The sequence below is a fragment of the Deinococcus actinosclerus genome (assembly GCF_001507665.1).
GTDB lineage: Bacteria > Deinococcota > Deinococci > Deinococcales > Deinococcaceae > Deinococcus > Deinococcus actinosclerus.
On the sequence record NZ_CP013910.1, the window covers coordinates 526,183 to 552,500 of the forward strand.

The 26,318-nt window shown below is 70.8% G+C and carries 24 protein-coding genes (1 of these 24 running past the window's edge); 9 read left to right on the plus strand and 15 right to left on the minus strand.

Going from position 1 to position 26,318, the window contains the following annotated elements:
* The first annotated feature begins 47 nt into the window (after positions 1-47).
* Complete coding sequence (locus tag AUC44_RS02540) at positions 48-2,570, plus strand: G8 domain-containing protein (protein WP_062157257.1); 2,523 nt, start codon at positions 48-50, stop codon at positions 2,568-2,570.
* A gap of 744 nt (positions 2,571-3,314) precedes the next feature.
* On the opposite strand, the gene AUC44_RS02545 is transcribed toward AUC44_RS02540, so the two are convergent.
* From AUC44_RS02545 to AUC44_RS02555, 3 genes are all read right to left on the minus strand, one after another.
* Positions 3,315-4,247, minus strand: coding sequence for a leucine-rich repeat domain-containing protein (locus tag AUC44_RS02545; protein WP_062157258.1), 933 nt, complete (start codon positions 4,245-4,247; stop codon positions 3,315-3,317).
* Positions 4,248-4,349: 102 nt separating this feature from the next.
* Complete coding sequence (locus AUC44_RS02550) at positions 4,350-5,210, minus strand: SDR family oxidoreductase (RefSeq protein WP_062157259.1); 861 nt, start codon at positions 5,208-5,210, stop codon at positions 4,350-4,352.
* Between the two features lie 107 nt (positions 5,211-5,317).
* Complete coding sequence (locus AUC44_RS02555; protein WP_062157260.1) at positions 5,318-6,055, minus strand: enoyl-CoA hydratase-related protein; 738 nt, start codon at positions 6,053-6,055, stop codon at positions 5,318-5,320.
* A 103-nt stretch (positions 6,056-6,158) separates the two neighbouring features.
* On the opposite strand from AUC44_RS02555, the gene AUC44_RS02560 reads away from it, so the two are divergent.
* Together AUC44_RS02560 and AUC44_RS02565 are read left to right on the plus strand one after the other, a co-directional pair.
* Entirely contained in the window at positions 6,159-7,742 is a 1,584-nt protein-coding gene (locus tag AUC44_RS02560) for a sensor histidine kinase (RefSeq protein WP_062157261.1), read from the plus strand.
* A complete protein-coding gene (locus tag AUC44_RS02565) occupies positions 7,739-8,185 on the plus strand; it encodes a response regulator (protein WP_062157262.1) in 447 nt (148 codons plus the stop codon). The genes AUC44_RS02560 and AUC44_RS02565 overlap by 4 nt, the downstream gene beginning before the upstream one ends.
* A 55-nt stretch (positions 8,186-8,240) precedes the next feature.
* Here AUC44_RS02565 and AUC44_RS02570 read toward each other — a convergent pair whose 3' ends face one another.
* The 4 genes from AUC44_RS02570 to AUC44_RS02585 all read right to left on the minus strand — a co-directional run bounded on the left by AUC44_RS02570 (position 8,241) and on the right by AUC44_RS02585 (position 13,284).
* A complete protein-coding gene (locus tag AUC44_RS02570; RefSeq protein ID WP_062157263.1) occupies positions 8,241-8,861 on the minus strand; it encodes a hypothetical protein in 621 nt (206 codons plus the stop codon).
* Positions 8,862-8,965: 104 nt separating this feature from the next.
* A complete protein-coding gene (gene pdxY / locus AUC44_RS02575) occupies positions 8,966-9,901 on the minus strand; it encodes a pyridoxal kinase PdxY (protein ID WP_062157264.1) in 936 nt (311 codons plus the stop codon).
* 40 nt (positions 9,902-9,941) lie between these two features.
* On the minus strand, positions 9,942-11,459 hold the full coding sequence (locus AUC44_RS02580; protein ID WP_062157265.1) for a Ppx/GppA phosphatase family protein: 1,518 nt from the start codon (positions 11,457-11,459) through the stop codon (positions 9,942-9,944).
* A 25-nt stretch (positions 11,460-11,484) separates the two neighbouring features.
* Entirely contained in the window at positions 11,485-13,284 is a 1,800-nt protein-coding gene (locus AUC44_RS02585) for an ABC transporter substrate-binding protein (protein WP_062157266.1), read from the minus strand.
* A gap of 51 nt (positions 13,285-13,335) precedes the next feature.
* Here AUC44_RS02585 and AUC44_RS02590 point away from each other — a divergent pair, with 51 nt between their 5' ends.
* A complete protein-coding gene (locus tag AUC44_RS02590) occupies positions 13,336-14,565 on the plus strand; it encodes an MDR family MFS transporter (protein WP_062157267.1) in 1,230 nt (409 codons plus the stop codon).
* 696 nt (positions 14,566-15,261) lie between these two features.
* Here AUC44_RS02590 and AUC44_RS02595 read toward each other — a convergent pair.
* Positions 15,262-16,317, minus strand: coding sequence for a GNAT family N-acetyltransferase (locus tag AUC44_RS02595; protein WP_157445142.1), 1,056 nt, complete (start codon positions 16,315-16,317; stop codon positions 15,262-15,264).
* Positions 16,318-16,415: 98 nt separating this feature from the next.
* Here AUC44_RS02595 and AUC44_RS02600 point away from each other — a divergent pair, with 98 nt between their 5' ends.
* Complete coding sequence (locus AUC44_RS02600; RefSeq protein ID WP_062157268.1) at positions 16,416-16,970, plus strand: endonuclease dU; 555 nt, start codon at positions 16,416-16,418, stop codon at positions 16,968-16,970.
* Positions 16,971-17,088: 118 nt separating this feature from the next.
* Positions 17,089-18,174, plus strand: coding sequence for a DUF4384 domain-containing protein (locus AUC44_RS02605; RefSeq protein WP_062157269.1), 1,086 nt, complete (start codon positions 17,089-17,091; stop codon positions 18,172-18,174).
* A 59-nt stretch (positions 18,175-18,233) separates the two neighbouring features.
* Here AUC44_RS02605 and AUC44_RS02610 read toward each other — a convergent pair whose 3' ends face one another.
* The 4 genes from AUC44_RS02610 to AUC44_RS02625 form a co-directional block, all read right to left on the minus strand.
* Positions 18,234-19,949 (minus strand): M3 family oligoendopeptidase, encoded by a 1,716-nt coding sequence (locus AUC44_RS02610; protein WP_062157270.1) that lies wholly within the window; start codon positions 19,947-19,949, stop codon positions 18,234-18,236.
* A gap of 43 nt (positions 19,950-19,992) precedes the next feature.
* Positions 19,993-20,862, minus strand: a complete 870-nt coding sequence (locus AUC44_RS02615) for a PSP1 domain-containing protein (RefSeq protein ID WP_062157271.1) — start codon at positions 20,860-20,862, stop codon at positions 19,993-19,995.
* A 257-nt stretch (positions 20,863-21,119) separates the two neighbouring features.
* On the minus strand, positions 21,120-22,019 hold the full coding sequence (gene rocF, locus AUC44_RS02620) for an arginase (protein WP_062157272.1): 900 nt from the start codon (positions 22,017-22,019) through the stop codon (positions 21,120-21,122).
* A 117-nt stretch (positions 22,020-22,136) separates the two neighbouring features.
* Complete coding sequence (locus tag AUC44_RS02625) at positions 22,137-22,670, minus strand: GNAT family N-acetyltransferase (protein ID WP_062157273.1); 534 nt, start codon at positions 22,668-22,670, stop codon at positions 22,137-22,139.
* A 138-nt stretch (positions 22,671-22,808) separates the two neighbouring features.
* On the opposite strand from AUC44_RS02625, the gene AUC44_RS02630 reads away from it, so the two are divergent.
* The 3 genes from AUC44_RS02630 to AUC44_RS02640 all read left to right on the plus strand — a co-directional run bounded on the left by AUC44_RS02630 (position 22,809) and on the right by AUC44_RS02640 (position 24,676).
* Positions 22,809-23,456 carry a metallophosphoesterase family protein gene (locus tag AUC44_RS02630; RefSeq protein ID WP_062157274.1) on the plus strand — a complete coding sequence of 216 codons (648 nt, stop codon included), beginning with the start codon at positions 22,809-22,811 and terminating at the stop codon, positions 23,454-23,456.
* Positions 23,457-23,809: 353 nt separating this feature from the next.
* Positions 23,810-24,232 carry a hypothetical protein gene (locus tag AUC44_RS02635; protein ID WP_062157275.1) on the plus strand — a complete coding sequence of 141 codons (423 nt, stop codon included), beginning with the start codon at positions 23,810-23,812 and terminating at the stop codon, positions 24,230-24,232.
* Positions 24,233-24,241: 9 nt separating this feature from the next.
* Entirely contained in the window at positions 24,242-24,676 is a 435-nt protein-coding gene (locus AUC44_RS02640) for a dUTP diphosphatase (protein ID WP_062157276.1), read from the plus strand.
* A gap of 102 nt (positions 24,677-24,778) precedes the next feature.
* Here AUC44_RS02640 and AUC44_RS02645 read toward each other — a convergent pair whose 3' ends face one another.
* The 3 genes in view from AUC44_RS02645 to menC are tightly spaced (at most 56 nt apart) and all read right to left on the minus strand, a layout consistent with a single transcriptional unit that may run on beyond the window.
* Positions 24,779-25,330: a single-stranded DNA-binding protein gene (locus AUC44_RS02645; RefSeq protein WP_062157277.1), complete on the minus strand. Its 552-nt coding sequence runs from the start codon at positions 25,328-25,330 to the stop codon at positions 24,779-24,781.
* Between the two features lie 56 nt (positions 25,331-25,386).
* Positions 25,387-26,211 carry a hypothetical protein gene (locus AUC44_RS02650; RefSeq protein ID WP_062159637.1) on the minus strand — a complete coding sequence of 275 codons (825 nt, stop codon included), beginning with the start codon at positions 26,209-26,211 and terminating at the stop codon, positions 25,387-25,389.
* 5 nt (positions 26,212-26,216) lie between these two features.
* On the minus strand, positions 26,217-26,318 hold the 3' end of the coding sequence (gene menC, locus AUC44_RS02655) for an o-succinylbenzoate synthase (protein ID WP_062157278.1). The gene runs 1,008 nt beyond the window's last position; 102 of the gene's 1,110 nt are visible here — the last part of the coding sequence; the start codon falls outside the window, past its right edge; the stop codon is at positions 26,217-26,219.

A 26,318-nucleotide genomic window follows, 5' to 3' on the forward strand; every position in this document is an offset into this window, starting at 1 on the left:
CGAAGTCCTTCACGCCCCCCTGCTGACCGCGCGTTTATCATTCCTTCATGCCCGTGCGCCGCTCCGCGACTGTCCTGCTTCTCACGGCCCTCCTGACCGCCTGCGGCTCGGGCTCCGGCGGCAGCGGCACCAGCACGCCACCCTCGGGGGCGCCCACCCCGCCTGCGCCTGCGCCGTCTGCCCCGGCCCCGACCAGCCCGGCCGCAGCGCTGCCCACCGTGAAGTGGAGCAATCCCGCCACCTGGGGAGGCGTGCTGCCGGCCGCTGGGCAGCAGATCACCCTGCCCGCCGGGAAACGCGTCCTGCTGGACACCACCCCGCCCGACCTGGGTGGCCTGACCATCCCCACCGGCACTGTGCTGGAGTTCGACGACAGTGCCGACCGTACCCTGCGCGCCGAGTGGCTAATGGTGCACGGCGAACTGCGCGTGGGCAGCGAGGCGAAGCCCTTCACGCACCACGCCGAGATCCTCCTGACGAACGCCGTCCCCGGCGAGGACGTCATGAGCATGGGTGACCGTGTGCTGGGCGTCATGGACGGCACCCTCGAACTCCACGGGCAGCCGCGGGTCGCCTGGACGCGCCTGAACGCCACCGCCCGCCGGGGCAGCACCACCCTGACCCTGGAGCGCGCCCCCGACTGGCAGCCCGGCGACAGCCTCACCGTGACGAGCACGGACTTTAACGCGAACCAGACCGAGCAGGTCACCGTGCAGCGCGTCAGCGGCAGCGCCGTCACCCTGGCCGCACCCCTGAGGTACACGCACTGGGGCGACCCGATCACCGTCGCGGGCCTGAGCGTGAACGAACGCGCCGAGGTGGGCCTCCTGACCCGGAACGTCCGCGTGGCCGCCACGGACGACGCCACGCAGACCCGGGTGGGCGCGCACGTCATGATCATGGGCGCCGCCCAGGCCCGCATCGAAGGCGCGGAATTCACCCGCGTGGGGCAGCTGAACACCCTGCGCCGCTACCCCGTGCACTTCCACCAGCTGGGCAGCGCCCCCGCCTCGTACTTGCGGGGCAGCAGCGTGCACGAGTCGTACAACCGCTGCGTGGTCGTCCACGGCACCCGTGACCTGCGCGTGCAGGACAACGTCACCTTCGACAATATCGGCCACTGCCTCTTCCTGGAAGACGGCGACGAGACCGGCAACACCCTCAGCGGGAACCTCGTCACGCGCGTCAGGGCGCCCGACGCCAAACAGGGGCAGACGCCGCTGCTCGACAGCGACAAACGCCCCGCCGGGTACTGGATCACTCACCCCGCCAACACCGTCAGGAACAACGTGGCCGCCGGGGTGGACGGCACCGGCTTCTGGCTCGCGTTCCCCGAGCACCCCACCGGGCTCGCCTCCGCGAGGACCGACCTCTGGCCCCGCCGCACTCCCCTGGGCGACTTCAGCGGGAATACGGCGCACAGCACCGACCGCGGCCTGAACCTCGACAATGGCCCGAAAGCGGACGGCACCACCGAGGTCACGTATTACGCGCCCGTCACCACCCCGAGCGACCCCAAGAGTGCGCCCGTCACCGCCACCCTGAGTGACTTCACCGCTTACAAGAACCGAGACCACGGCGTGTGGCTGCGCGGGAAAGGCCACGTCCTCTTGAACGCCACGCTCGCGGACAACGGCGTCGGCGCGACCTTCGCCAGCGACGCCAGTACCCTCAGGGGCGGCCTTCTCATCGGCGAGACCCCCAACCTCGGCCAGCCTGAGGGCTGGGAACCCACCGGCACCGGCGGCCGCGCCCTGCCGCGCCCCTGGGACCCCGGCTTCCCCATTCGTGGCTACCAGTTCTACGACGGGCACGTCACCATCGACGGCGCGGCCCTCGCCGGCTTCACGCCCGACGCGACCCGGCAGGCCAGCGGGCTCGGGTACCTCACGAAGAATGCCTTCAGCGTCGTCCCCACCAACAACGCCCTGAACCTCCGCTGGGCCGACGCCAGCCCCCGCGTGTACTTCCCGGCCGCGCAACCCGACAGGGACGGCGACAAGGCCGCCACGTTCCTCGACACCGACGGCACCGTCACCGGCACGGCCGGGCTGACCGTCACCGCCAGCCCCCTCCTGAAAGGCGCGCCCGACTGCACCCCCAACGCTGGCTGGAACGCCAGCACCTGCCCCGGCGCGTACACCCGCCTGTGGCTGCAGGACGTCACCGGCGGCAAGCTCGCCCCCGTCACCGTGACCGGCCCGCACGGCACCGTCAGCCTCACCGGGACGCCGGGCAACTTCACCAGTTTCAGCACCAGCGCCCGCCTGAACCAGACCTACACCCTGACCCCCAGCGCCGCTAGCCCCCACCTGCGCCTCGGCCTCCAGAACCGCCAGCCCGGCGACACCCTGACCGTCACGCTGCCCGCCGCTGCGGAGCCCCGCATCTACCGCGACTGGTGGATCGACAACCGCAACCTCCTGAAAAAAGTCACCCCCGCGGCCCTGCCGGGCACCACCGGCGACAGCTACGCCTACGAGAACGGCCAGCTCACCCTGAAGCTCGTCGTGCAGGCCAGCCGGGACTCCGCCCAGGTGGAGATCTGCACGACCGACCTGTGCAAATGAGGGGCTGTGGGCGCTGAACCAGGAGATGTGAACGCTTTGCTTGGCAGCCAAATGGACGGCAGTCGAATGGACTGAATCTGTCGGTCAATCCAAGTGGAAACGATTCGTGGAGCAGGAAACCAATCGGTCTGATGAGCGGCCATGTGTTGCGGTGGGGCTAAATGACCCATTTCTTGTCTCATGTTGGTGTGCAGAGTGGCCTCATCTGATTTAGATTGGCTTCATGCGGATGGCTTGGCGCGGCTTCTCTACCCTGGGTGTCGTGTTGCACCTAGGGGGGCGGCTGACGCTGGTCAGAGCTTCCGGAAGTCAATGTCTGAACCTCGGACTTAACCATTGCGTGCCCACAGCCATGTTGATCTCTGGAGTTGCATCCCTCTTGGCTTGTGCATGCTTTGTCGCAGGCTTTATATTTTATTTACAGGTGGCGTCGGATTATAAAGTCGATAGATATGCTGACGACACTTTTACGTATAAAAGAACGATTTTTGCTGCATTCTATCTTGGACTAGGCGGACTTTTCACTCTGTTTGATGGGATGAAGAGATGTGTTCTGTTGTGGGAATCGCAAAATCAATCATCCTTGTTTAGTTCCTGGGACGGCGTCCTTACTGGCCTCTGCTTTACATGCCTGGGGGCGCTGTCAGCTCTGCTCCTTGTGTACCGTAAAAAGACGGCACTCTAGGTCAAGCTGTGAGCTGGCCCTACGATGATCTCAAAGTCGTCAGACATGCTGAAGTACCCCTACAGATAGATTTGAGTGCCCCGCGCGACCAGCGTGTCGAAGGCGGCTGGCAGGCGTTCGATGCGGTTCCAGCGCAGGTCGAGTTTCCGCAGGGCGGGCAGGTGCGCCAGCCCCTCCGGCAGGGTGGATAGCCCGTTGGCGCGCAGGTCCAGGGTGTGCAGCGCCTTCAGGTTCTCCAGCGCGTCCGGAACGTGCGTCAGCGCATTGAAGCGCAGGTTCAGGGTCGTCAGGCGGGAAAGTTGCCCCAGTGAATCCGGCAGGTCCGTCAGCGCGTTGCCCTGAAGGTCAAGCACCTCCAGCGCCCCGCACCTGCCCAGGCTGGCGGGCAGCGCGGTCAGGCGGGCGTTCATGACGTGCAGCTCCCGCAACTCACCCAGCCCCCCGAGGCTGTCCGGCAGGGCCTCCAGCGGGTTGCCGTACAGCCGCAGTTCCGTCAGGGCACTCAGGTCGCCCAGCCATCCGGGCAGGCGCGTCAGGGCGTTGTCCGTCACGTTCAGGTACGTCAGGGCGCCCAGGTGCCGCATGGACTCCGGCAGGGTGGTCAGTCGGTTGTGGCTCAGGTACAGGAACGCCAGCCGACCCAGCCCGCCGAACACGTCCGGCAGGGCTGTCAGCTCGTTGTGGCCCAGGTCCAGCATCCGCAGCTCGCGCAGGTCGCCCAGCGCGGCTGGCAGCGCCGTGAAACGGTTCGCGGACAGGTTCAGCGTCCGTAGCCCGCCGCGCGTCCACACCCAGTCCGGCACGCCCGTCAGCGCGTTGTCGTACACGCTGAAGACCGTCAGGTCCGGCGCGGCCTCCCGCTCCGGCAGCGCGCGCAGGCCCAGCCCGTCCAGATTCACCTGCTGTACCCCCGACCAGTCGGGACAGGCCAGCAGCGCCGCCCCCCGCAGAGCCGAGAGGTGCTGGTGCGTGGGCAGCGTGACCGCAGACATGCCCGCAGCGTAGCGGCAGCGGGCACGGCACGGGCATGCAGGTGAGCTGTGGGCTCGGAGGATGCCTGCTCATTCCTCACAGCCCACAGCTCAGAGCCCGGCTCAGTCCTTTCTGGGCAGGGCGAGGCCCATCTGCTGGTACATCTGGTACTGGGGGGCGCCGCCGAGCATGTTCTGGCCGCCGTCGACGGGCAGGATGACGCCCGTGACGTAGCTGGCGGCGTCACTGACAAGGAACAGGGCGGCGTTGGCGATGTCCTGCGGAATGCCGAAGCGGCCCAGCGGGACGGTGCTCATGAATTGCTGCCGGGTCCGTTCGTCGGGCGCGAGGCGGGCCATGCCCTCGGTGCCGTCGATGGGGCCGGGGATGATGGCGTTCACGCGGATGCCGCGCAGGCCCCATTCGACGGCGAGGGTGCGGGTCAGGGCGTCCACGCCGGCCTTCGCGGCGACGACGTGCGCCTGCATGGGGACGGGCACGCCGTACGCGCTGATCGAGAGGACGTTCCCGCCGGGGGTCGTCAGGTGGGGCGCGCAGGCCTTGATGGTGTTGTACGTGCCGAGCAGGTCGATGTCCACGACGGTCTTGAAGCCGTTGGGGCTGATGCCGTCCACGGGTGCGGGGAAGTTCCCGGCGGCGCCTGCCAGGACGATATCGATGGGCCCGAAGGTCGCGACGGCCTGTTCGGCGGCGGCCTGGAGGGCGGCGATGTCGCGCACGTCGGCGCTCACGCCGATGGCCTGCCCGCCCGCGTCATTGATGCCCTGCGCGGCCGTCTGGGCTTTCTCGAGGTTGCGGCCCAGGATGGTGACCTTGCAGCCGTGCGCGGCGAGGCTCTGCGCGATGCCGAGGTTGATGCCGCTGCCGCCCCCGGTGATCAGGGCGTGCTTGCTCTGCAGGAGGTCGGGGCGGAAGGTGCTGTCGGCGGTGCCGGGCTGGAGGGTACCGGGGGTCTGGCTCATGGTGGGGCTCCTTGAAGGGGTCTGAGGGTCGAAAGGTCTGAGGGTCTAAGGGGTTGAAGATGGATGGGGATGAGGGGCTTTGACGCTTCGACCCTCGTCCCTCGACCCTACTTCAGTGCCTGGGCGAGGCCCTCGGCGGTCATGTGCTGCGCGTTCCAGCGGACCGCCTGTTCGAGGCTCTGCGCGTGGGGGAGGCGGTCCTGCAGGGTGCGTTTGGTGCCCTCGACCGCGCGGGGCGGCAGGGTGGCCAGTCCGGCGGCGAGGGTGTTCGCCCGCTCGAACAGGGCGTCCGGGTTGGGCAGGACTTCGGTGATCAGGCCCCAGCGTTCGGCGGTGGGCGCGTCGATGGGGTCGCCGGTCAGGGCGAGGTGTGCCGTGCGGCCGGTGCCGATCAGGTGAGGGAGTCGTTGCAGGCCGCCCAGGTCGGCGGTGATGCCCAGTTTCACCTCGGGGAGGCTGAAGCGGGCGTCCGCGCTGGCGATGCGGAGGTCGCAGGCGCTGATGAGTTCCAGGCCCGCGCCGATGCACCAGCCGTGCACGGCGGCGATCACCGGGATGGGTAGCGCGGCGAACGCGTCGATGGCGGCGTGCATCTCGGCAACGACCGTGGCGAAGGCTTCGGGGTCACCCAGGGTGGGGGCGATGACGGGAGCGCTGGCGCGGACGTCCAGGCCGGCGCTGAAGAGGTCCTGGCCGCGCAGGATCAGCGCGCGGGCGCCGCCCAGTTCGGTCAGGACGCGGGGGATCTCGGGCCAGAAGGTCGGGCCCATGCTGCCCTTCTTGCTCGTCAGGGTCAGCGTGGCGACCTCACCCGCGTGGGTGAGATTCACGTTCTGGAATGTCATGCGTCCACTGTACCCCGCGCCGGTGAACCGGGTTCAAAATTCCCCGGGCGCGATTCGGACGCTGTGGCCTGCCGGGTGCGCGGCTGGTCTAGAATGCCCGGCAATGTCGGCCGTTCCTGCTCTCGCCGAGCCTGCAGTGTCAGACGCGGCGATCCACTCACGGGCCGCGCCCAGCCTGCGGCAGGTGCTGCTGCGGCCCTTCGCGCTGCCCTTCGCGCTGCTGCTGGGCGTCGGGGTTCTGGTTGCCTACGGGGTGAACCAGAACGACCAGGCGCTCAACCAGGTGCTCGACGCCCAGACCCGACTGCAGCTCATCACGGACCTCGCGCAGCAGGTCTCCACCATGGAAAACGGGCAGCGCGGCTTCGTGATCACCGGCCAGGACGACTTCCTGCAACCCTACGGGGACGGCAAGCTGGCCTTCCAGGCCGACGTCTTCGCGCTGCACGACCTGAGCGTCACGCCGCTGCAGCGCAGCAACCTGGGGCGGGTGCAGGCGATCGTGGCCCGCTGGGACGAGGAGTCGGCGCAGCCGGAGATCCGCGTGCGCCGGGACTCCCTGGAACGCGCCGCCGCGCGGGTCAGCAACGGCGTGGGGCGCACCCTGCTGAACGACGCCCGCGCCGTACTGGACATCATGGCCACCAACGAGACCGTGCGGTTGAACACCGCCGCCGATCAGAGCCGCACCCTGCTCAGCCGCGTGCGCTGGGTCAGCGCGGGGGGCCTGCTGCTCAGCATCACGCTGCTGATCCTGACCGCCTACCGCGTGACCCGCACGGTCAGCCGCACCGTGCTGAACCTGAACGGCGCGGCGCAGGCCATCGCGCAGGGGGACTACGCGCGCCGCACCCCGCCCATGCCCGTGCGGGAACTCGCGCAGCTGGGCGCGCAGTTTGACGCGATGGCGGGCGCCGTGCAGGAACGCGAAGGGCAGCTGCGCGCCACCGCCGAGGCCTTGCAGGCCAGCAACACCCACCTCGAACGCAGCAACCGCGAACTCGAACAGTTCGCGTACGTCGCCAGCCACGACCTGCAAGAACCCCTGCGCACCATCGGCAGCTACACCGAACTGCTCGCCCGGCGCTACCAGGGACAGCTCGACGACCGCGCCGACCAGTACATCGCCTTCACCACCTCGGCCACGCTGCGCATGAAGACCCTGATTCAGGATCTGCTCGCGTACTCGCGCGTGCGCAAGGCCCCGCGCATCACGCAGGAGGTGAACCTCCAGGGTCTCGCCCGGGACATCGTCACGGATCTGAGCGTGCAGATCGAGGGCAGCGGCGCGCAGGTCGACATCGGCCCGCTGCCCACCCTGCGCAGCAACCCGGACCTGCTGCGCCACGCCCTGCAGAACCTGATCGGCAACGCCCTGAAATTCCAGCGTCCCGGCGTGCCTCCGCGCGTGCGCGTGAGTGCCGAGCGCGAGGCGCAGCGCTGGGTGATTCACGTGCAGGACAACGGCATCGGGATCGCCCCGGAATACCACGAGCGGATCTTCGGGGTGTTCCAGCGCCTGCACGGCATGGACGAGTACACGGGCAGCGGCATCGGCCTGGCCGTCACGCGCAGCGCCGCCGAGCAGCTCGGCGGTGACCTGTGGCTGGACAGCACCCCCGGCCAGGGCAGTACCTTCCATCTGGCGCTGCCGCTGACGCCCGCCCCCACCGGAGCCCCCCTATGACCACCAGACCAGTCGAGATCCTGCTCGTCGAGGACAACCCTGCCGACGTGATGCTCACCCAGGAAGCCTTCGAGGAGGCGCACTTCCCGCACCGTCTCAGCCACGCCCGCGACGGCGTGGACGCCCTGAATTTCCTGCGCCGCAGCGAGGGACACGCGGGCGCCCCGCGCCCCGACGTGATCCTGATGGACCTGAACATGCCCCGCATGACCGGGCTGGAACTGCTGGACATCCTGAAAGAGGACGGGGAGCTGCGCAGCATTCCCGTGATCGTCCTGACCACCAGCCGCGCCGAGAGCGACATCTGGCGCAGCTACAACCTGCATGCGAACGCCTACATCCCCAAACCGGTGTCCATCGCGGAGTTCGTGGAGGTCATCCAGACCCTGGGGAATTTCTGGTTCCACAAGGTGGCGCTGCCCCATCCGCCCCGCCCCTCCTGACGCCACAATGACAAAGCCCCCGGTCGACCCGGGGGCTTCGTCATCGTGCGGTGGATTACATCGAGGCGACGTAGTCGGAGCGGCGCGCGCCGCTGTCCACGATCTCGCCGCCGTGGCGGGCGACGGCGTCCATCAGCACGTCCTGCGGCACGCTGTCATGCACCGCGACCACGCGGCCACCGCTGTTGATGGTCTGGTCCATGCGGTCGTAGTAGGTGTCGTCCACGTCGTAGCGGTCGTCGGTCGTGCCGGTCTCGTCGACGCCCATCGCGCCGCCGGTCGCACCGACTGCGGCGCCCACGCCTGAGCCCAGCGCGGTCATGCCCAGGATCACCGGGAGGGCCAGGCCGCCCGTGGCGATGGTCGCGCCGGTCGCCAGGATGCCTGCCGCGGCGCCCACCACGGCGCCCACGCCCGTACCCTTGACGGCGCCCGCACCGGCGTCCTCAGGGGTGCCGCCCACGCCGTCACCTTCCATGGTCAGTGAGCCGCGCCCGTCCATGTCCGTGCGGCCGGTGTCGCCGTAGGTCGTGGTGCCAGTGGCATCGGTGCCCGCGTTCGCGCTGCGGCGGGTGTAGGTGCTGGTCCCCATCGTGGGGGCGATGACGCCCTGGGCCTGGAGGTCAGCAGTGAAGGCATCGGCCGCAGCCGCCGTCGGGAACAGAATGTGTTTCATGCAGATCAGTCTTTCCTGCCCTGCCACGCTCACCATGAGAACGGCCGCAACGCCCGTTGGTCTGGCCCTGACCGGAAGCTGAGACGTGGCTCACAAAGCTGCCGCTAGCCGACCTGCTGCGCCTCAAACACCCGCGCGGGCTTCAGGAACTCGTCCTGCGCGGCGACGAGCTGAATCTCGCGGGTGCCCGCCACGTGCGTGCGTTGCAGCAGGGCGTACAGGGCGCTCATGGACAGGCTCAGGGCCTGGGCGGCGTCCCCGCCGCGCAGGTAGTGGCCCAGGAACAGCGCCGCGATGGCGTCGCCGGTGCCGTTGCGCGGCGGGTCGAGCGGCAGCAGCGGCGTGCGGCACAGCCACGCGCCGCCGTCCGTGACGACTAGCGTCTCGATGCTCTCCTGAGGCGCGCCGCTGCGCACCAGACTGGTCACCACCACGATCCTCGGCCCACCCGGGCGCAGCCGCTCACGCAGCGCACGCGCCGCCTCCAGCGCGTGCTCCAGCGTGTCCACCGTGTGCCCGGTCAGGAGTTCCAGCTCGAACTGGTTCGGCGTGACGAGGTCCGCCTCGGGAATCGCCTGCGCGGCGATCAGGTCCGGCAGTTCCGGGCGGACGAACACGCCGCGCCCCACGTCACCCATGACCGGGTCACAGGCGTACAGCGCCGCCGGATTGGCTTCACGCACGCGGCGCACGGCGTCCACGACCGCCGCGACCGTGCCCTCGCTGCCCATGTACCCGCTCAGGACCGCGTGGCAGTCGCCCAGCGCCCCGCGCGCCTCGATCCCGTCGATCAGGTCCGCGACCTGCTCGGGCGGGAACACCGCGCCGGTCCACGCGCCGTACCCGGTGTGGTTGCTGAACTGCACCGTGTGGATCGCCCAGACCTCGAACCCCAGGCGCTGCAGCGGGAACACGGCCGCGGCGTTCCCCACGTGCCCGTAGGCCACCCACGACTGGATGCTCAGGATGTTCTGCGGCAGTGCCGGTGGGGTGACGGCCGGGGACAGGGCAGGCTGGGCGGCGGGCGGGGCGTCCTTCATGCCGCCCAGCATACCCGCCGCCCCCACGCCCTGCGGCGCGCTACTCGGCCTTCAGGGTCAGCGGACCGAACGCGCGCGCCCACACGTCCGCCTTCTCCCGCGCGCCCTCCAGGTCCAGCGGGGTGGCGCCCTGCACGCCCAGCTGCCAGCCGTCACGCGTGCGGGTCAGGCCGGTCACGCGCGCCGCGCCCGCATGCGAGCGGTCCAGGCCGTCCGCGACCCGCAGGATCGCCACCCAGCGCGTCACGAGCGCCTGATCCGCCGCGCTCAGCGCCGCGAACTCCGGATGCGACGGCTTGGGTGCACTCTTGCGGTGGTAGCGCGACAGCAGCGCCACCAGCTCGATCTCCCGCGGCGTGAAGCCCCGCAGCTCCGCGTGGCGGATCAGGTACGCCGAGTGCTTGTGGTGCGCGCTCTGCGCCACGATCTGCCCCACCTCGTGCAGCGCGCCCGCCGCCGTCAGGACGCTGCGCGCCTCGCCCTCCGCACCCAGCTCTGCGCCCAGCGCCCGCAGGCGTGAGAGCAGCTCGCGCGCCAGGGCTGCCACCTGCCGCGAGTGCGACAGGTTCGCCCCGAAGCGCTCGGCCATGCCCAGCACGCTGCGCTGCCGCGCACTGATCGACGAACTGTACGCTTCGAGCCGCGTCAGCTCCTCGATCAGCATGCCCTCGCGCAGCGCGCCCTCGCTGACCGTGAACTCCTGCGCGCCCAGCGTGACCAGCGCCGCGTGCAGCGTCGCCAGCCCCGCCACGACCGTATCCGCCCGGCGCTCCAGGCCCGGCACCCGCGCCCGCGCCGCGCCCTTCAGACCCCGCACGTGTTCCAGCAGCTCGCCCAGCTCCGCGACACTCAGGCGCGTGCCGTTCACGCCGCGCGCCTCCTCGCCCCGCCGCGCCAGGATCGCCTCGGCCGCCGCCTCCGCCGTGCCGCTGGAGAGCACCACCCGCGTGCCCGGCCGCACCCGGAAGCGGTCCGCATGGGACGCCAGCGCCTCCCGCACGGCCGCGTCCAGCGCCGCCAGTTCCCGCCGCCCCGGCGGATCGGCCCGCAGGTGGGCGTCCCGCATGCGGATCGCGCCCAGCGGCAGGCTCAGCACGTCCAGCGCCCGCGCCGCGTTCCCCCGCGCAAATTCCAGACTGCCGCCACCCAGGTCCAGCAGCACGCTGTCCTCGCCCAGTTCCACGGCGTGCGCCGCGCCCAGGTACGTCAGTTCCCCCTCCCGCACCCCGCTGATGATCGCCGGGTACACCCCGGTCCGGGCCAGCATCCGCGACGCGACCTCCGGTCCGTTCGGGGCCTCACGCAGCGCGCTCGTGGCGCACACGTGCACCTCCGCCACGCCCGCCCCCGACGCCAGCGCCCGGAAGCGCGTCAGCGCCGACGCCAGCCGGTCCTCGCCCTCCGGCGTCAGGTTCCCCGCCGCGTCCAGGCACTCGCCCAGCCGCGTGCGGTCCTTCAGCGCGTCCAGCACCCGGTACCCGCCCGCGTCCCCACGCGCGGCCTCCGCGATCAGCAGGTGACTGGAATTGGTACCCACATCCGCAACGGCGACCCTCATGCGCCGCAGCGTAGCGCAGCGCGCCTCACGCGCGGGCGTCCCCCAGCCACAGGCGCTTGAAATCGATCCGGCCATACGCGTCCGGATGCACGTCCCGGATCAGCGGGTGCACCGCCCGGCGCTTGACGCGGTGATGCGTGAGGTGCAGGTGATGGCCGCCCAGCAGACGCGCCTCCACGCAGGTCATCAGGGCCTCCAGCGCGGCGTGCTCAGGGGCAGCCCCGACAGGAGCGGTGCGGTAGCCGTCGAGCAGGGCGTCCACGTCGCGCAGCACGTCCGGGGGCAGCAGGCGGCGGAACAGCAGTTCCGGCTGCTTCAGCGCCGACCAGAACGAGAGATGCTCGTCCGACCCGGCGATCTCACCCATGAACGCGAGGTCCACGGCGTCCCCGGCGTCCGGCAGGGCGTCAAGCGGCGCCGGGATGACCTGCACCGGCAGCCCCAGGCGGGCGGCGCGCGCGGCGAGCCACTCGGCCTCCTGCCGCGCGCCGGGCAGGTCGAGCACCCAGACGCGCAGGGGCGGCCCGGCGTACGCGGCCTCCTGAAGCAGCGCCTGCGCCCGCGCCAGCGAGTGCCCGCGGGGTGGGTGGCCCAGGCTGCGGCGTGGCAGGAACGAGGTGGCGGGCAGGAGCCGCTCGGCCCGGCCCGCCTCCTGCCAGAACGCGCGGATGTCGTGCAGCTCAACCACCGCCGCGCGCAGCGCTGCCGACCGCGCGGCGGGCCGGTGGGCGTTCCAGATCAGGAAATGCACGCTGTTCTCCGGCACCCAGCTCTCGACCGGGCCCTGCATGATCGGGCCCTGCATGATCGGGGTGGGGGCGGCGCCCGTCACGTCCAGGGTGGGCGGCGCGTCCCCACGCAGCTCGGGCACCAGAAACACCTCCACCTCGTCAATCAGGGGCCGCCCCGCGAAGTGCGCATCGAAGGCCTCCAGCCGGAACCCGCCCTCCAGCGCGTGCCAGCGGAACGCGCCCGTGCCCACCGGTCGGCGCTCGTCGAAGGGCACGTCGCGCGGGAGGATCAGCGCCTGCTCGTGCGCCAGCCGCCGGGGAAAGAACAGGTCCGGCTGGTCCAGCGTGACCTGCGCCGTGAACGGTGTGGGCGCCTGCACGGCCGTCACGCCGCCCAGGTACCACGGTGCGCCGCGCCGCACCCGCTCTAGCGTGAACTGCACGTCCTGCGCGTCCAGCGTCCGCCCGTGGTGGAAACTCACCCCCTTACGCAGGTGAAAGACCCAGGTGCGCCCGTCGTCCGGTGTGCCCCAGTGGTGCGCGAGGTGAGGCCGCAGCGTCCCGGCCTGCGGGTCGAAGAGCAGCAGCGGGTCCAGCACCTGCGTGAGCAGATGCGCCTCCGCCGCCGAGTTCACGGTGAGCGGATCCAGGCTGGTCAGGGGCCGCGTGACCACGGTGCGCAGGCGGTCCGTGCCCGCCGGGCTGACTCCCAGCCCGAACGCGCCGCGCACCGCGTCCGTCAGCACCCACGCGCGCGGGAAGCCCAGCCGTGAGAGCCGCGCCAGCTCCGCCGCTGCGCCCGCCGCCGCCAGATGGGCCGTCAGGGCCGCCAGTTCCTCCTCCAGCGCACCTGTGAAGGCCACGCGGGAGGTATGCCCGCGCCCGCGCCCCGGCGTGTACGTCAGCCGCCCGGCGGCGTGCAGGCGTGAGAGCTGCCGTTTCGCGGTGCGGTCACTGCACCCCCACCACACCTGCGCGTCCGCCAGCGTGAGCGAGTGCCTGTCCCGCACGCCGTCGCGCGCGTGCAGCGCGGCGCGCAGGCTCAGGTACGGCCAGTCCGGTGCAGGCGGGGCAGACGGAAAAGGGGACACCACCACGCCACTATGCGTCTTTTTTCCCCTTTGCGCCTGCGCGACCCTGGGTGCATGTGGCGCACCCTGCACCCGAACGTGAAAACCCGCATCACCACGTCGTTCCTCAGCCGCGTGGTGGGCAGCATGGTCTTTCCCTTCATGGCGATCTACTTCACCGCGCACCTGGGCGCCGCGCTCGCCGGCACGCTCCTGCTCGCGGCGGGCGTCGCGCAGTTCCTCGCCGGCCTGTACGGCGGCGCGCTGACCGACGCACTGGGCCGCCGCCGCACCCTCCTGACCGGCGAGGGCCTGAAACTTCTGGCCTTCACCCTGATGCTCCTGGGCAACCTGCACGGCCCCAACCCCTGGGTGACGTTCGCCACGCTGCTCCTCGTGAACGTCTCCGGCGGCCTGATCAATCCCGCCGCCGAGGCCATGCTCGTCGACGTCAGCACCCCCGAGACCCGCACGTTCATGTACGCCGTGAACTACTGGGCGGTGAACCTCAGCATCCTGATCGGCACGCTGGCTGGCGGCTGGCTGTACCGCGACCACTTCACGCTCCTGCTGGCGCTGCTCGTCGGCATGAGTGTCATCACCGCCGCGCTGTGCTTCGCCCTGATGACCGAGACGCGCGCCGCCAGTCCCACCGCCCGCGCGGACCTGGGCCTGAAACCCCTGCTGCGCAGCTACGCGCAGGTCGTCACCGACCGCCCTTTCCTCCTGTTCGTGCTGGGCGGCATTCTCATCCTGAGCATCGAATTCACCCGCACCACCCACATCGCCGTGCACCTCGCCCAGCACTTCCCCCGCGCCGACTGGCTGGGCGTCACGCTGGACGGCGTGCGCGCCGCGAGCGTCCTCACCGCCGTGAACACCCTGATGATCGTCGCGCTGACCGCCCCGGTCGCCCGCTGGCTCACGGGCCGCGACCCGCGCCGCCCCATGCACGCGGGCTTCGCGCTGTTCGCGCTGGGCTTCGCCGCACTGGCCTTCAGTACCCACCTGCCCACCCTGATCGCCGCGTCCGTCATCCTCAGCGTCGGCGAACTGCTGTACGTGCCCACCCGGCAGGCCCTGCTGGCCGACCTGATCCCCGAAGGCCGCCGGGGCGCGTACCTCGCCACGCACGGCCAGGTGTTCACCATCAGCAAGTGGGTGGCCGCGCTGGGCCTCCCGGCAGGCGCCGCCATCGGCGGAGCAGGCATGGCCGCCGCACTCCTCCTGCTCGGCTTGCTGGGCAGCCTGTTCACCGCGCTGGCGCTGCGCCCGGGAGCTGGGGAGAGGATGGCTCGTGCTTGATGGACTGACGGTGGACTGGTTGCGCCTGGCGGCGGGCTACCCCACCCCCCAGCCCCCATCCCCAGGGTGACGGGGGAGCGGCGTTACACTGGGCAAGAGTTTTGACTCGTGTGGCGGAGGTGTCGTGGGCGCTGACGGGTCCGGCTCCGACGCCATCCCCTGCTGCGCAGCTCTGCGAGTCCCGCCCCCCGCAAGGCCCGCGCGCTGCGCGCACGACGGCCAGTGGTGGTCTGCGGCCGCTGGCTGCACAACTTGACGCGACCCGCTGATCGACTTGTGAACCCCACGCCTTTGCAAAAGCGAGAAAAAGTAGAACTTTCTGGGACGCACCAAGATTGGGAGCCATACAACCGTTGTGGCAACCGAGCCCGTCGCCACTGGCCCTGACCGCTCGGGGCGGCCCCTCGCTCATCTTGATTCGTTGGCGTAGGCGCACTCGTTCCTGGGCGCGCAGCGCGCGGGGCGCCCGCAGCGAACCCGGAGGTCTGCACCCCCATCAGTGGCCGAACCCGCCGGTCACTCACCAGAAACGCCAGAGAAAGACCTGCCGGGCGCAGCGAAAACGCCCCCTGCCCCTCTGGGGGACTCGGATGAGCCGCTTGCGGAGGGGGCTGGGGGGTGGGGCAGCCCGCCGCAGGCGCAGCCACAAGCCGTCACGTCCAAACGGTTGTGTTCACGAAACAGACGGAATTCGGATCAACCCCGTTTCAGCTGCCACTCCGTGAAGGTGCTGTACGGCGTGAAGCCCAGGGCCACATTGATGCCGAGCATCGGGGCGTTCTCGTTGGCGTTGTTCGTCTGGACCCAGCGGGCGCCGGGGCAGGCGTGCAGGACGTGGCTCAGCATGGCGGCTTTCACCCATTTGCCGAGGCCCTGGCCGCGGGCGGAGGGTCGGACGGCGGTGGCGCCCTGGTACACGAGTGCGGCGCGCTCCGGCATCCAGAAGACCTCGCTGTACGCGTCGAGGATTCCGGTGCGGGTGTCCTCGACGGCCATCATGAAGCGGGTCTCGTTCGCCTCCTCGATCATGGCTTCCCAGGAGCGGATCATGTCGGGTGTGATCGTCCAGTCCTGCTGCTCCAGGTCACCCTTGGGGGCGGTGTTCATGACCATCATCATGTCCGCCACGCGCGTCAGGTAGTCGTCCGGGACGCGCTGCCACAGGTGCAGGTGAAACGGCTCGCTGTCGGGTCGGGCCTGCCAGCGGCTCAGGAGGTCGTGGTCGAGGGCGGTGAGGTCCAGGCGACTCTGGCGCATCGGCAGGGCGGGCTGGGCGCCCAGCGTGGTCGCGAAGGTTTCCCCGGCGGGACTGCGGCTGCTCGTGCCGAAGGTGAGGGTGCCGCGTCCCAGCTCGTCGGCGTGGGTCAGCAGCCGGGTCAGGACCGCGCGGCCCAGGCCCTGGCGGCGGGCGGTGGGGTGCACGGTGAGGCGCAGGTGGGCCATGTGGGTGTTCTGCGTAAGGTCATACGACAGGCTGCCCCAGGCCAGCGCGCGCTCGCCGTCCCACACGGCGTAGTGCGCGCTGCGTTCGGTGGGCAGCTGGTGCGTGAGGCCCACGGCCTCGGTTTCGGGCAGGAGGGCCGGGTCGTCCGGGTGGGTGTGCGCGAAGGCGTCGGCGAGCAGCTGCCCGACGGCCAGGCGCTGGGCGGGGGTGGCGGCGTGAGGATCGAAGGGGGTCACGGTGGGCGCGGCGGGCCAGCCGGGGGCCGGGATGGCCTGGGGCTCCGGGGTGTTGGGCGCAGTGGAGGTCATGCCAGCAGTGTGCCCTGAGCCCGTCAGCGCGGCATGCGCCGGATGGCGGAGGGGGCGGATAGGCCAGATCGGCCCTTGCGGGACGCTACGCTGGGCGGGTGTTCGCGCATGCCATCGGGTTTGACGACGCTCCCTTCGCGCACGGCTGGCGGGGTGACGTGCCGGTCATCGGGACCGTGTACGCCCGCATCACGCTGCACGGTGTGGTGAGTGGCCGGGTGCGGCGCGACGGGCGCAACAGCACCCCCGAACTGGCCCGGCTGGTGAACGCCTCGCCCGAGCACCTCCAGCTCATCCTGCTCCAGGGCATCGCGCTGGCGGGCTTCAACGTCGTGGACCTGCACGCGCTGCGCGCGCAGACGGGCAAACCCGTGCTGGTCGTGGCGCGCCGCGCTCCGGACCTGACGCGTATCCGCTCGGCCCTCCTGACCCGCGTGCCCGGCGGGGCGCGCAAGTGGGCGCTGATCGAGGCCGCCGGGCCGATGGAGCCCTGCGCGGGGGTGTTCGTGCAGCGCGCCGGGCTCACGCTGGCGCAGGCCGAGGCGGCCCTGGGGGCCTTCACCGTCACGGGCCGCGTCCCGGAACCGCTGCGGGCCGCGCACCTGATCGCGCGGGGCGTCACGCAGGGCCACAGCCGGGGCGGGCGCGTCTGACGCCCGGCCCGTGATCCTCGGGGACCGCCGCGCCCCCTCTTTCCCCTCTCCTGAAATCTCAAGGCTTCCATCAGGTGCGGTCAGCCTGCCGTCACGCGCTCCGGGCACACTGGGTCTCATGAAAAGCAACCTGACTGCCCTGCTGGCCCTCGGTACCGCCGCTGCCCTGAGCACCGCCGGTGCCCAGGCGAAGATCAGCGCCCAGAGCATCATCGTGAACCCCACCCAGCCTGACCTGAGCGTCAGCGTGCGCGTGAACAAGGACACGACCGGCAACCAGAACCCCGCGTACCGCATCGACGAGCCGATCAGCGTCAGCACCACCGTCAACCGCGACGCGTACGTGTACCTGTTCAACGTGAACCCCGACGGCAGCGTCGACCAGATCCTCCCCAACCGCCTGAGCGGCGAGAACTTCGTCAAGGCGAACACCACCACCACCTTCCCCGCCGCCGGCGCGAACTTCACGTACACCGTGGGCGGCCCCATCGGGCAGAACAAGGTGCTGGCCCTGGCCAGCCTCACCCCGCTGAACCTCACGCAGATCAGCGAATTCAAGACTGCGCAGGACCAGTTCGCCACCGTCAAGACCCAGGGCGGCCAGACCGGCCTCGCCCAGGCGCTGAGCATCGTGGTCAACCCCCTGCCCCAGAACAGCTGGGTGAGCGACACCGCGTTCTACACCGTCGCCGCGCAGAACCCCGTCAGCACCGGCAGCCTGTTCGTCGGCACGAACGTCGGCAACGCCACCGTCACCCTGAACGGCCAGCGCCTGGGCGGCGCGAACGTCACCTACAGCAACCTGCGCCCCGGCAGCTACCCCGTGCGGGTGCAGGCCCCCGGCTACAGTGACTTCAGCACCACCGTCACCATCCGCGCCGGCGGCACCACCAACCTGAACGTCGAGTTCGCGCAGCCCATCGCCGCGCCCGTCAGCAGCGGCAACCCGGTCCTCGACCTGATCGGCAACCTGCTCGGCGCGATCGCCGGCACCACCATCCAGGACCCGGCCCGCAGCGCCTACGACCAGAAGGTCCGCGACCTGCAGAACATGGGCTACACCCTGCAGCAGACCCGTCAGACGACCACCGGCTACACCGGCACGCTCGTGAAGGGCGCGACCACCGCCACCCTGACCGTGGACCGCGGCGTGAACCGCACCGTGCGCGTGAACGTCAGCGAGACCACCACCTACCAGTACTGATCCACCACATGAAAGGGGGCCGCGCAGCGAATGTGCGGCCCCCTTTCTGCTGTTGCTGGTCAGGCCTGCATCTGCCCGCGCAGGAACGCCATCAGGCCCCGGATGTGCTCGCGGTCGAAGCGGAACTCCACGCCCGCCGCGCGGTACAGCTCGGGCACGCTGACGGTGCTGCCCAGGCGCAGGCTGGCGCGGTAGCGGTCCAGTGCGCCCGCCGGGTCCGCCTGCGCGGCGCGCCAGATGCCGGTCGCTGCGAGATAACACATGGCGTACTCGATGTAGTAGAAGGGCACCTGGAACACGTGGTAGTACTGCCAGCCCTTCGCGCGGGCCCGCTCGTCCAGACCGTCCCAGTTCACGAACGGGTGGAAGGTCCGGTCGAGTTCCAGCCACTTGGCGTCCAGCGCCTCGGTGCCGACGTCCTCTGGCGCCTCGGCGTACAGCCAGTGCTGGAAGGCGTCCATCTGCGCCGCCCAGGGCAGGAACGCGATCACACCTTCCAGCTGCTTCTGGCGGTAGCGGCTCAGTTCCTCGGGCGTGAACACGTGCCCCAGATGGTCCAGCGTCAGGAACTCCATGGCCATGCTGGGAATCTCCACGAACTCGATGGGGCTCCAGCGGTTCCACACGAGCGGCTGCGCGTCCCCGCTGTAGAAGCCGTGAAAGGCGTGCCCCATCTCGTGGAACAGCACGCGGACGTCCTCGGCGGTGCCCACCACGTTCATCAGTACGAACGGTTCGTTGTGAGTGGGGAAGTACTGACAGTACGCGTGCGTCATCTTGCCCGGGCGGGATTCCAGGTCCAGCAGACCGCCCGCGCGCATCTGCCCGAAGCGCGCGCCCAGGCCCGCATCGAGCGCGTCGAAGGCCACCTGCGCCAGCGTCTCCAGCTGCGCGCCCGTCTGGAACGGCGCCAGCGGCGCGCGGCCCTGCGGGTCGAGCAGGTTGTTGCGGTTGTAATCCCAGGGGCGCACCGAGTCCAGGCCCAGCTGCGCGGCAATGTCCCCGGCCAGCTGCGCGGTCAGGGGCACGACCTCGTCCCGCACGGCCTCGTGGAACGCGGCGCAGTCTGCTGGCGTGTAGTCCACGCGGTCCAGGACCTTCCACTGGTAGTCGCGGAAGTTCGCCTCGTCCGCGTTGCGGGCCAGCTGCCAGCGCGTGGCGAGCAGGTCCCGCATCACGCCGTCCAGATCGGCCGCCACACCCAGGTTGCTCTCGGTCAGCGCGCGCCACGCCGCCTCACGCTCGGCGCGCACGGGGTGGTCGAGGCGCTGCTTGGCCTGCGGGATGGTCAGCGCCTCGCCGCGCAGCGTGACCCCCTGGTTGCCCGTGATCACCGAGTGGCGGTTCTTCTGCTCCTCGTGCGTGACGCCCAGCGCCACGTTCGCCTCGCGGTACAGCGCCGCCTCGTCCCGCATGCGGCGGTACGTCAGCGCGAAACCGGCGTCCGGCACGTAGTCCGGCACGGCCAGCAGCTTCTCCTTGAGTGCCTGCTCGGCGCGCGCCGCCTCGGGCATCACCGTGCCGGTGAAGGCCTGGAAGCGCGACTGCACCTCGGGCTGATCGGTGTGCAGGTCGGCGTGCGTCGCCAGTTTCGCCGCGACGCTGTGCAGCTCACCGCTCAGGTCGCTCCACTGCGTGAGCCACGCGGGCACGTCCGCCGCGCTGAGCGGGGCGTCCAGCAGCGCCTGCACGCGCGGCGCGAACGCCTCCCAGCGGGTCAGGGCGTCCGGGACGGCCAGGGTGGCTTCAACGGCACTCAGATCTGTGGCGGTCATTGGCGCGAGTGTACCGCCCCGCGCGGCGCCTTCTCACGCCGCCTTACTCGCGTGGCGCGCGGTTCGGTTTGCCCGGACGGCCCCCGCCCCGGCCGGTCTCGGGCAGCGCCTTGATCTCGGCTTCCGTCAGGCGGCGTAGCTCGGCGGCGGGCACGTCGGTCAGGACGCCCTGATCGGTCGTGACGTCCACCGTCCCGGCCAGCGGGTGCAGTTTCGTGACCTTCCCGCACGCGCCGCTCCCCTCGTGGCACACCCGGGCGTTCTTGCGCGGCAGGTCCTTGAGCAGATCCAGGTACTGGGTGTGCTCGAACTGCAGGCAGCACAGCAGCCGCCCGCACGGCCCGGACAGTTTCTCCGGGTTCAGCGGCAGCTGCTGGTCGCGCGCCATGCGGATACTGACCGGCGCGAAGTCCTGCAGGTGCGTCGAGGAGCAGTTCTCGCGCCCGCACGCGCCCAGCGTGCCGATCATCTGCGCCTGCTCGCGCGGGCCGACCGCCGCGAAGTTCACGCGGGCGCGGGTGTGCCCACGAAGCTCGCTGATCAGGCCAGTCAGCTCGATGCGTTCCTCGGCGCTGTAACTGACCGTCACGAGGCTCTCGTCCAGCGTGAACTCGACCGCCACGACCTTCACCGGGAGGCTACGCTGCCGGGCGCGGGCGCGCAGCAGCCACTTCAGGTCTTCACCGGTGCGGTGCAGCTCCTCCCAGCGGCTCACGTCCTCGGGGCTGGCGGCGCGCAACACCGCGCCGTAGCGTTCCTGCTCCTGCGGCGGCGTGGGCTCGCCGCGCACGGTCGCGACCTCGGGGCCGCGCTTGCCCTGCACGACCACGCGGGTGCCCACCGGGTGCGCGACCTCGCTCAGCATGGGATGCAGGCGGGGACTGCGCTCGAAACGGATGGGCAGGACAACCATGACGCGCAGGATGTCACGCCGCGCGGGGGGCCGTCGAGACCCCGTGCACAAAGCCCCCGCCGCGCGCGGGGCGGGGCAGGGGCCGGATGGGGGAGATCACACGGGATTCAAGTGATTCCACGTCATCCGGAGTCGCCCGGTGGCCCCCTCACCCTTCCGCCGCTTCGCTCCACTGCTGCGCAGCTCTACGAGTCTCACAGGGGGAGAGGGGACAACGGAACGCGATCAAGTCGGAAGCAGGGCACGTGGATCCCGAATCAGAGGATGCGCTGGCCGAGCAGGCTGGCGGCCATGCCGACCATGACCTCCGCCGTCTGGTTGCGGGTGTCCAGGATCGGGTTGACCTCCACGATGTCCATGCTCGTCACGCGGCCCGACTCGGACAGCAGTTCCATCAGCAGGTGCCCCTCGCGGTACGTCAGGCCGCCGGGGACGGGCGTGCCCACGCCGGGGCACACGCCGGGGTCCAGCGCGTCCGCGTCGAAGGACACGTGCAGCCGCTCGGTGCCGCTCAGGCGTTCGATCGTCTCCTCGTGGATGCGGGTGATGCCCAGCTGGTCCACGTCCTTCATGGTGTACGCCTTGATGCCCGCCTCGCGCAGCAGCTCACGCTCGTGGGGGTCCACGCTGCGGATGCCGATCATGACGATGTCCTCGGGCCGCATGTGCCAGCCGCCGCCCAGGCCGCTCAGGCGCGGGTCGCCCAGGCCGGTCAGGTGCGCGACCGGCATGCCGTGGATGTTCCCGCTGGGGCTGCTGCCCGGCGTGTTGTAGTCGGTGTGGGCGTCCACCCAGATCAGGCCCATGCGCGCGCCCGCCGGGTTCCCGCGCAGGGCGTTGCCGGTCACGGTGCCCATGCTGACGCTGTGGTCCCCGCCGATGGTCAGCGGGAAGGTGCCCTCCGGCAGCGCCGCGAGCCGGTCGCGGGTGCCCTGGCAGGCGTCCAGGATGGGGTCCAGGAACACCATGCCGCCCTCGCTGTGCTTGTCCGCCGTCTCGGGCAGCGCCACGCGCACGTCGCCCAGGTCGGTCACGCTGTGGCCGAGGTCGCGCAGCGCGCGGGTCAGGTGGGCGTTGCGCAGCGCGGACGGGCCCATGTCCACGCCACGGCGGCCCGCCCCGAGGTCCATCGGGATACCCAGAATCGAGAGGTTCATGCACTCCAGCCTAAGGGGTCCGGGGCGGTATGCCTTACGGCTGCAACATTATTTCCGCCTGCCGCGTCCAGATGAGAGGCGCTGAGTATTCATGTGCATAGTCATGCTGACGAGTGCTCAGGTGGCGGTGTGCGACCACAGGATCAGCGGGCTGTCCTCGTCGCTGTGGCCGGTGCCCACCGGCCGGAAGCCCAGTTTCGTCAGGACCCGCGCGCTGGCCGGGTTGCTCACGGCCGTCTCGGCAGTGACGGCCCGCACGCGCGGCCCCGCGTGCAGGTGCGCCACCAGCGCTCCCACCGCCTCGGTGGCCAGACCCTGCCCCCACACCGCCGGGTTGAACCCGTACCCGATCTCCTGCGCGCCGTCCGGCGAGGGGGGCGCCTTCGTGCCCAGCATCCCGACCGCCTCGCCGGTGTCCCGCTGCGCGGCGATGAACGAGCCCGCCACCTCTCCCTGTTGCCCGGTCAGGGCTGCCAGCAGGACCGGGAACACGGACAGCGGGTCGCCCGGCCACTGCGGCCCGAACCGCACGTCCAGCGGCCCGTCCGGGCCGTCCAGGGGCAGCGTGAAGGTGTCGGTCTCCAGGCGGCGGGCCAGCACCGCGCGGCACAGGGGCAGCAGGAGTAAACGGGGCGTGAGGAGTGCAGGCATCCCCCGCACGGTACCCTGCGCCGTTAGACACGCGGCCCCGACTGACCGGGACTGGCGGTACACTCGGCCATCATCACCGCGTTTCACCCGCCTCCGGACCGGCCGGAGCGCCCCCCTGTCCCCCATGACTGCGCCCCCATGACGCCCCCTGCCCTGCCCCCCCTGTCCCGCGCCCCGCTGGGGAAGCGGGTGATGGTGCTGGCCGATCATGTCCACCCGTTCGTGTACCGCTCGGCGTTCCCGCAGGGCGTGCCCGCGGTGGACGCGGTGCTGGCCGCCGGGGACCTGCCCGGCTACTACCTGGAGTTCCTGGCGACGAAACTCACGGTGCCCATCATCTACGTGCACGGCAATCACGAGAACGAGTACGTGAACGAGGGGGACGGCCGCATTCCTCCACGCGGCGTGATCGCCGCGCACGGCCGCGTGGTCGAGGAGGCCGGGCTGCGCGTGGCGGGCTGGGGCGGCGTGCCGCGCTACCGCGGTGACGGCGAGGGTCAGTACACCCGCGCGCAGGCCCGCTGGGGGCTGGGGCGGCTGGCGTGGCAGGCGCGGCGCGGCGTGGACGTCCTGCTGACGCACGCGCCCCCCACCGGCCCGCACGCCGGGAGTGACTACGCGCACCGGGGCTGCCCGGACATCAACGCGTTCATGGGTCGCCGTCACCCCCGGCTGGTCGTGCACGGGCACATCCACGAGTACGAGGGGAAGAAACTGGAGTACCTGGACCCGGAGAGCGGCGCGCGGGTCATCAACGCGTACGGGTACCACGTCGTGGACCTGTAGGTGTACGGAACTGCGGGCAGAAGACGGATTTGTGACGACTGGAACAGTGTCGGGCTGCGCCAATTAGCTTAAGGCTGGCTGTAGATCCGGCACATGCGGCGCTGACAGTCACGGGGCATACTTCGCCTCGGCCTGGTGAGGTCGCCCCCACGGGGCGAAGGCCGAGAGGGAGACGCCCACCTCTTCACCAACGGGCGCGCGAGCAGGTCGCAGGCCACCCGGCCAGTGCGCGGAAGGTGCAAGTCCTTCAACCTGACCCAACCAGAGCTTCCCCTGACCGCCCCGGACCCCACCTCCGGGGCGTCAGTCTGTTGAGGCCCCGCTGCCCGACGCGGGTTGCTAGGCTGCCCGGGATGCGCGCCCTGCTGCCCCGCCTGCTGGCCCCACTGCTGCTGAGTGCGGGCGTCGCCGGGGCCGCCCCCCTGACGGTCGAGGTGAGGTTCGACCTGCGGGCCGTCCTGGTGAACCGCGAGGCCCCCAGCGCCCTGAGCCTGCACGTCGCGGGCGGTGCGCCCCGGCCGCTGCGGCTGCGCGGCCCGGCCAGCGTCACCCACCCGGAGTCCTTCGGGCTGCTGCTGCCCGTCCGGCTGACCCTGCCCGCCGCGCCTGCCGGAGAGGTGAGCCTGCGGGGGCCGCTGTTCGTGTGCGGGCTGCGTGAACGCGTGTGCCGCCGCATAGAGCTCAACCTCCCCGTGCCCGTCACCGGGGGCGTGGCGCGGGTGACCGTCACGGACGCCGACCTCGCCCCGCGCCGCAGCCTGTGGCCGGGCCGCTAGCATGACCGGATGACCAGTCAGGCCCCCAAGACGAACGCCCGGCACCTGCGAGACTTTCACGACGCCATCGGCGAGGACCGCCGCGACACCCCCACGCCTCCGGACCGCGACCTGCTGACGCTGCGCCGCACCCTCATCCAGGAGGAGGCGGCCGAGGTGGACGCCGAATTCCAGTCCCTCGCCGCCCGACTGGACGCCGGGGAGACCCTGGCTCCTGGCGACCTGACCGCCCTGGCGCACGAACTGGCCGACCTGCTGTACGTCACGTACGGCGCCTTCGACCGCCTGGGCCTGGATGCCGACGCCGTGTTCGCCGAGGTGCACCGCGCCAACCTCACGAAAGCCAGCGGACCACGCCGCGCCGACGGGAAGATCCTCAAGCCTGAAGGGTGGCAGCCCGCCGACGTCCGCGCGGTGATTGAACGGGCAGTGGGCGGTAGGTAGTGGGGAGTGGGCAGTAGGGAGTGGGACAAGAGGAAGGGCACCGCCGATCTGGGGTGCCCTTCCTGCCTTTTCCACTCACCTTCCTACTGCCCACTGCCTCCGTCAGAACGGTGGTTCGTCGTCCGCGCGGGTCGGGGCAGGCCGGGCCAGTGCGGGGGCCGGGCGGGTGGGGGCGGGACGCGCCGCCTGGGTGGGGGCCTGCGTGGGCGTGCCGGGGCGGCTGCCGGGGGTGGCGTAGCGCTCCTGCCGTTTGCCGCCGCGGAAGATGGCGAGGGTCACGTACTCGAATTCGCCGTCGCTCTTCTCCCGGATGTGTTCGGGGTCGGTGCTCTTGGCGCCGCGGGAGTATTTGACGGCGGCGGGGAGTTTCATCTTGCGGCTGTCGACCGCCTCGAGTTCACGGCGGCGGTAGGCGTGACCCTTGTGGATGACGAGTTCCTCGCCGTCGGGGCTGGTCCATTTGCGGGCGCCGATGAGGTGCCAGTCGAAGTCGGGTTCGTTCTCCAGGGGGAACTGGTAGCCGCCGCTGGGGATCTCGCCGCTGGTCCAGCCGAGGCGGCCGTACTGGCGCTGGGTGTCGAGGAGTGCCGAGGCGTTCTCGACGTCCACGGTGACTTTCGCGCCCAGGTCGGTGGTGAATTCAATGTGTAGCATCTGACCTCCTTATGTAAATAACATAACACGGTTGGAGGGTTCTGAACAGTGCCCGCTCAGCCCTCGCGGCGCAGCACATAGAAGGCCCGCTCCCCCTCGCGCGCCAGATCCACCACCGCGAAGCCATGCGCCAGCGCCCCGCCCAGCACCTCACGCAGCGCCAGCCGCCACGCGCGCCGCACGGGCTCCGGCAGAGCGTCCACGCGCAGCGGCACCTCGGCCAGCAGCGTCGGGGCCAGGAGCACCTCACCCTCCAGAGGCAGAGCCGTGCCCGGCACGTCCCCCCGCGCCTCCAGCACCCGCAGCCCCTCCGGGGGCGGGGCCGGACGTTCCAGGGGGCCGCGCGCCAGATCCCACTTGATCAGCAGGCGGTCCGCCGGAAACGCCCCGGCTCGGTCCTCCTCCAGCGCGTACCAGTCCGGCAGGTACGTCCGCGCGGCGGCCCCCAGCTTCCCCAGGTTCAGGCGGGCATTCCGGGTCACCAGCGGATCGAAGGTCCACGTCATGCGGGTCAGGCCCTGCTCCAGCGCCAGCCGCCGCTGCACGTCCTTCAGCGCCACCGCCAGTCCCGAGCCCCGGCAGGCCGGATCAACGGCCAGCAGGTGCGAGTGATGCCACACCGCGCCGCCTTGCAGCGCCGGGAAGCCGAACGCCAGCCCCACCGGCCGCTCCGGCTGGTCCACCGGGTACGCCCCCAGCACGATCCCGCCCGTCACGCCGCTGATCCGGAACAGTGTGCCCGGCGTCACCTCACGGTCGGCGTAGCCCCACGCGGCCACCTGCACGCCCTCCAGCGCCCGGAACGCCCAGGGGTCCACCACCTCGCGGATCACGAACCCCGGCGGACTCCACTCCGGGAACGCCCGCCCCTCGACCGGCACGCGGATCACGCGCGGAATTCCTCCTGCACCTCGGCCACGCCCGACACGAACTCCCGGTCCAGGGTCACGCCCGTGCCCGGCCCCTGCGGCACCGGCATCAGGCCGTC

Excerpts from the sequence above, each read along its gene's own strand:
- AUC44_RS02540 (WP_062157257.1), top strand. The coding sequence starts at position 48 with ATGCCCGTGCGCCGCTCCGCGACTGTCCTGCTTCTCACGGCCCTCCTG.
- AUC44_RS02545 (WP_062157258.1), bottom strand. The coding sequence starts at position 4,247 with ATGTCTGCGGTCACGCTGCCCACGCACCAGCACCTCTCGGCTCTGCGG.
- AUC44_RS02550 (WP_062157259.1), bottom strand. The coding sequence starts at position 5,210 with ATGAGCCAGACCCCCGGTACCCTCCAGCCCGGCACCGCCGACAGCACC.
- AUC44_RS02555 (WP_062157260.1), bottom strand. The coding sequence starts at position 6,055 with ATGACATTCCAGAACGTGAATCTCACCCACGCGGGTGAGGTCGCCACG.
- AUC44_RS02560 (WP_062157261.1), top strand. The coding sequence starts at position 6,159 with ATGTCGGCCGTTCCTGCTCTCGCCGAGCCTGCAGTGTCAGACGCGGCG.
- AUC44_RS02565 (WP_062157262.1), top strand. The coding sequence starts at position 7,739 with ATGACCACCAGACCAGTCGAGATCCTGCTCGTCGAGGACAACCCTGCC.
- AUC44_RS02570 (WP_062157263.1), bottom strand. The coding sequence starts at position 8,861 with ATGAAACACATTCTGTTCCCGACGGCGGCTGCGGCCGATGCCTTCACT.
- pdxY (WP_062157264.1), bottom strand. The coding sequence starts at position 9,901 with ATGAAGGACGCCCCGCCCGCCGCCCAGCCTGCCCTGTCCCCGGCCGTC.
- AUC44_RS02580 (WP_062157265.1), bottom strand. The coding sequence starts at position 11,459 with ATGAGGGTCGCCGTTGCGGATGTGGGTACCAATTCCAGTCACCTGCTG.
- AUC44_RS02590 (WP_062157267.1), top strand. The coding sequence starts at position 13,336 with ATGTGGCGCACCCTGCACCCGAACGTGAAAACCCGCATCACCACGTCG.
- AUC44_RS02595 (WP_157445142.1), bottom strand. The coding sequence starts at position 16,317 with ATGACCTCCACTGCGCCCAACACCCCGGAGCCCCAGGCCATCCCGGCC.
- AUC44_RS02605 (WP_062157269.1), top strand. The coding sequence starts at position 17,089 with ATGAAAAGCAACCTGACTGCCCTGCTGGCCCTCGGTACCGCCGCTGCC.
- AUC44_RS02610 (WP_062157270.1), bottom strand. The coding sequence starts at position 19,949 with ATGACCGCCACAGATCTGAGTGCCGTTGAAGCCACCCTGGCCGTCCCG.
- AUC44_RS02615 (WP_062157271.1), bottom strand. The coding sequence starts at position 20,862 with ATGGTTGTCCTGCCCATCCGTTTCGAGCGCAGTCCCCGCCTGCATCCC.
- rocF (WP_062157272.1), bottom strand. The coding sequence starts at position 22,019 with ATGAACCTCTCGATTCTGGGTATCCCGATGGACCTCGGGGCGGGCCGC.
- AUC44_RS02625 (WP_062157273.1), bottom strand. The coding sequence starts at position 22,670 with ATGCCTGCACTCCTCACGCCCCGTTTACTCCTGCTGCCCCTGTGCCGC.
- AUC44_RS02630 (WP_062157274.1), top strand. The coding sequence starts at position 22,809 with ATGACGCCCCCTGCCCTGCCCCCCCTGTCCCGCGCCCCGCTGGGGAAG.
- AUC44_RS02635 (WP_062157275.1), top strand. The coding sequence starts at position 23,810 with ATGCGCGCCCTGCTGCCCCGCCTGCTGGCCCCACTGCTGCTGAGTGCG.
- AUC44_RS02640 (WP_062157276.1), top strand. The coding sequence starts at position 24,242 with ATGACCAGTCAGGCCCCCAAGACGAACGCCCGGCACCTGCGAGACTTT.
- AUC44_RS02645 (WP_062157277.1), bottom strand. The coding sequence starts at position 25,330 with ATGCTACACATTGAATTCACCACCGACCTGGGCGCGAAAGTCACCGTG.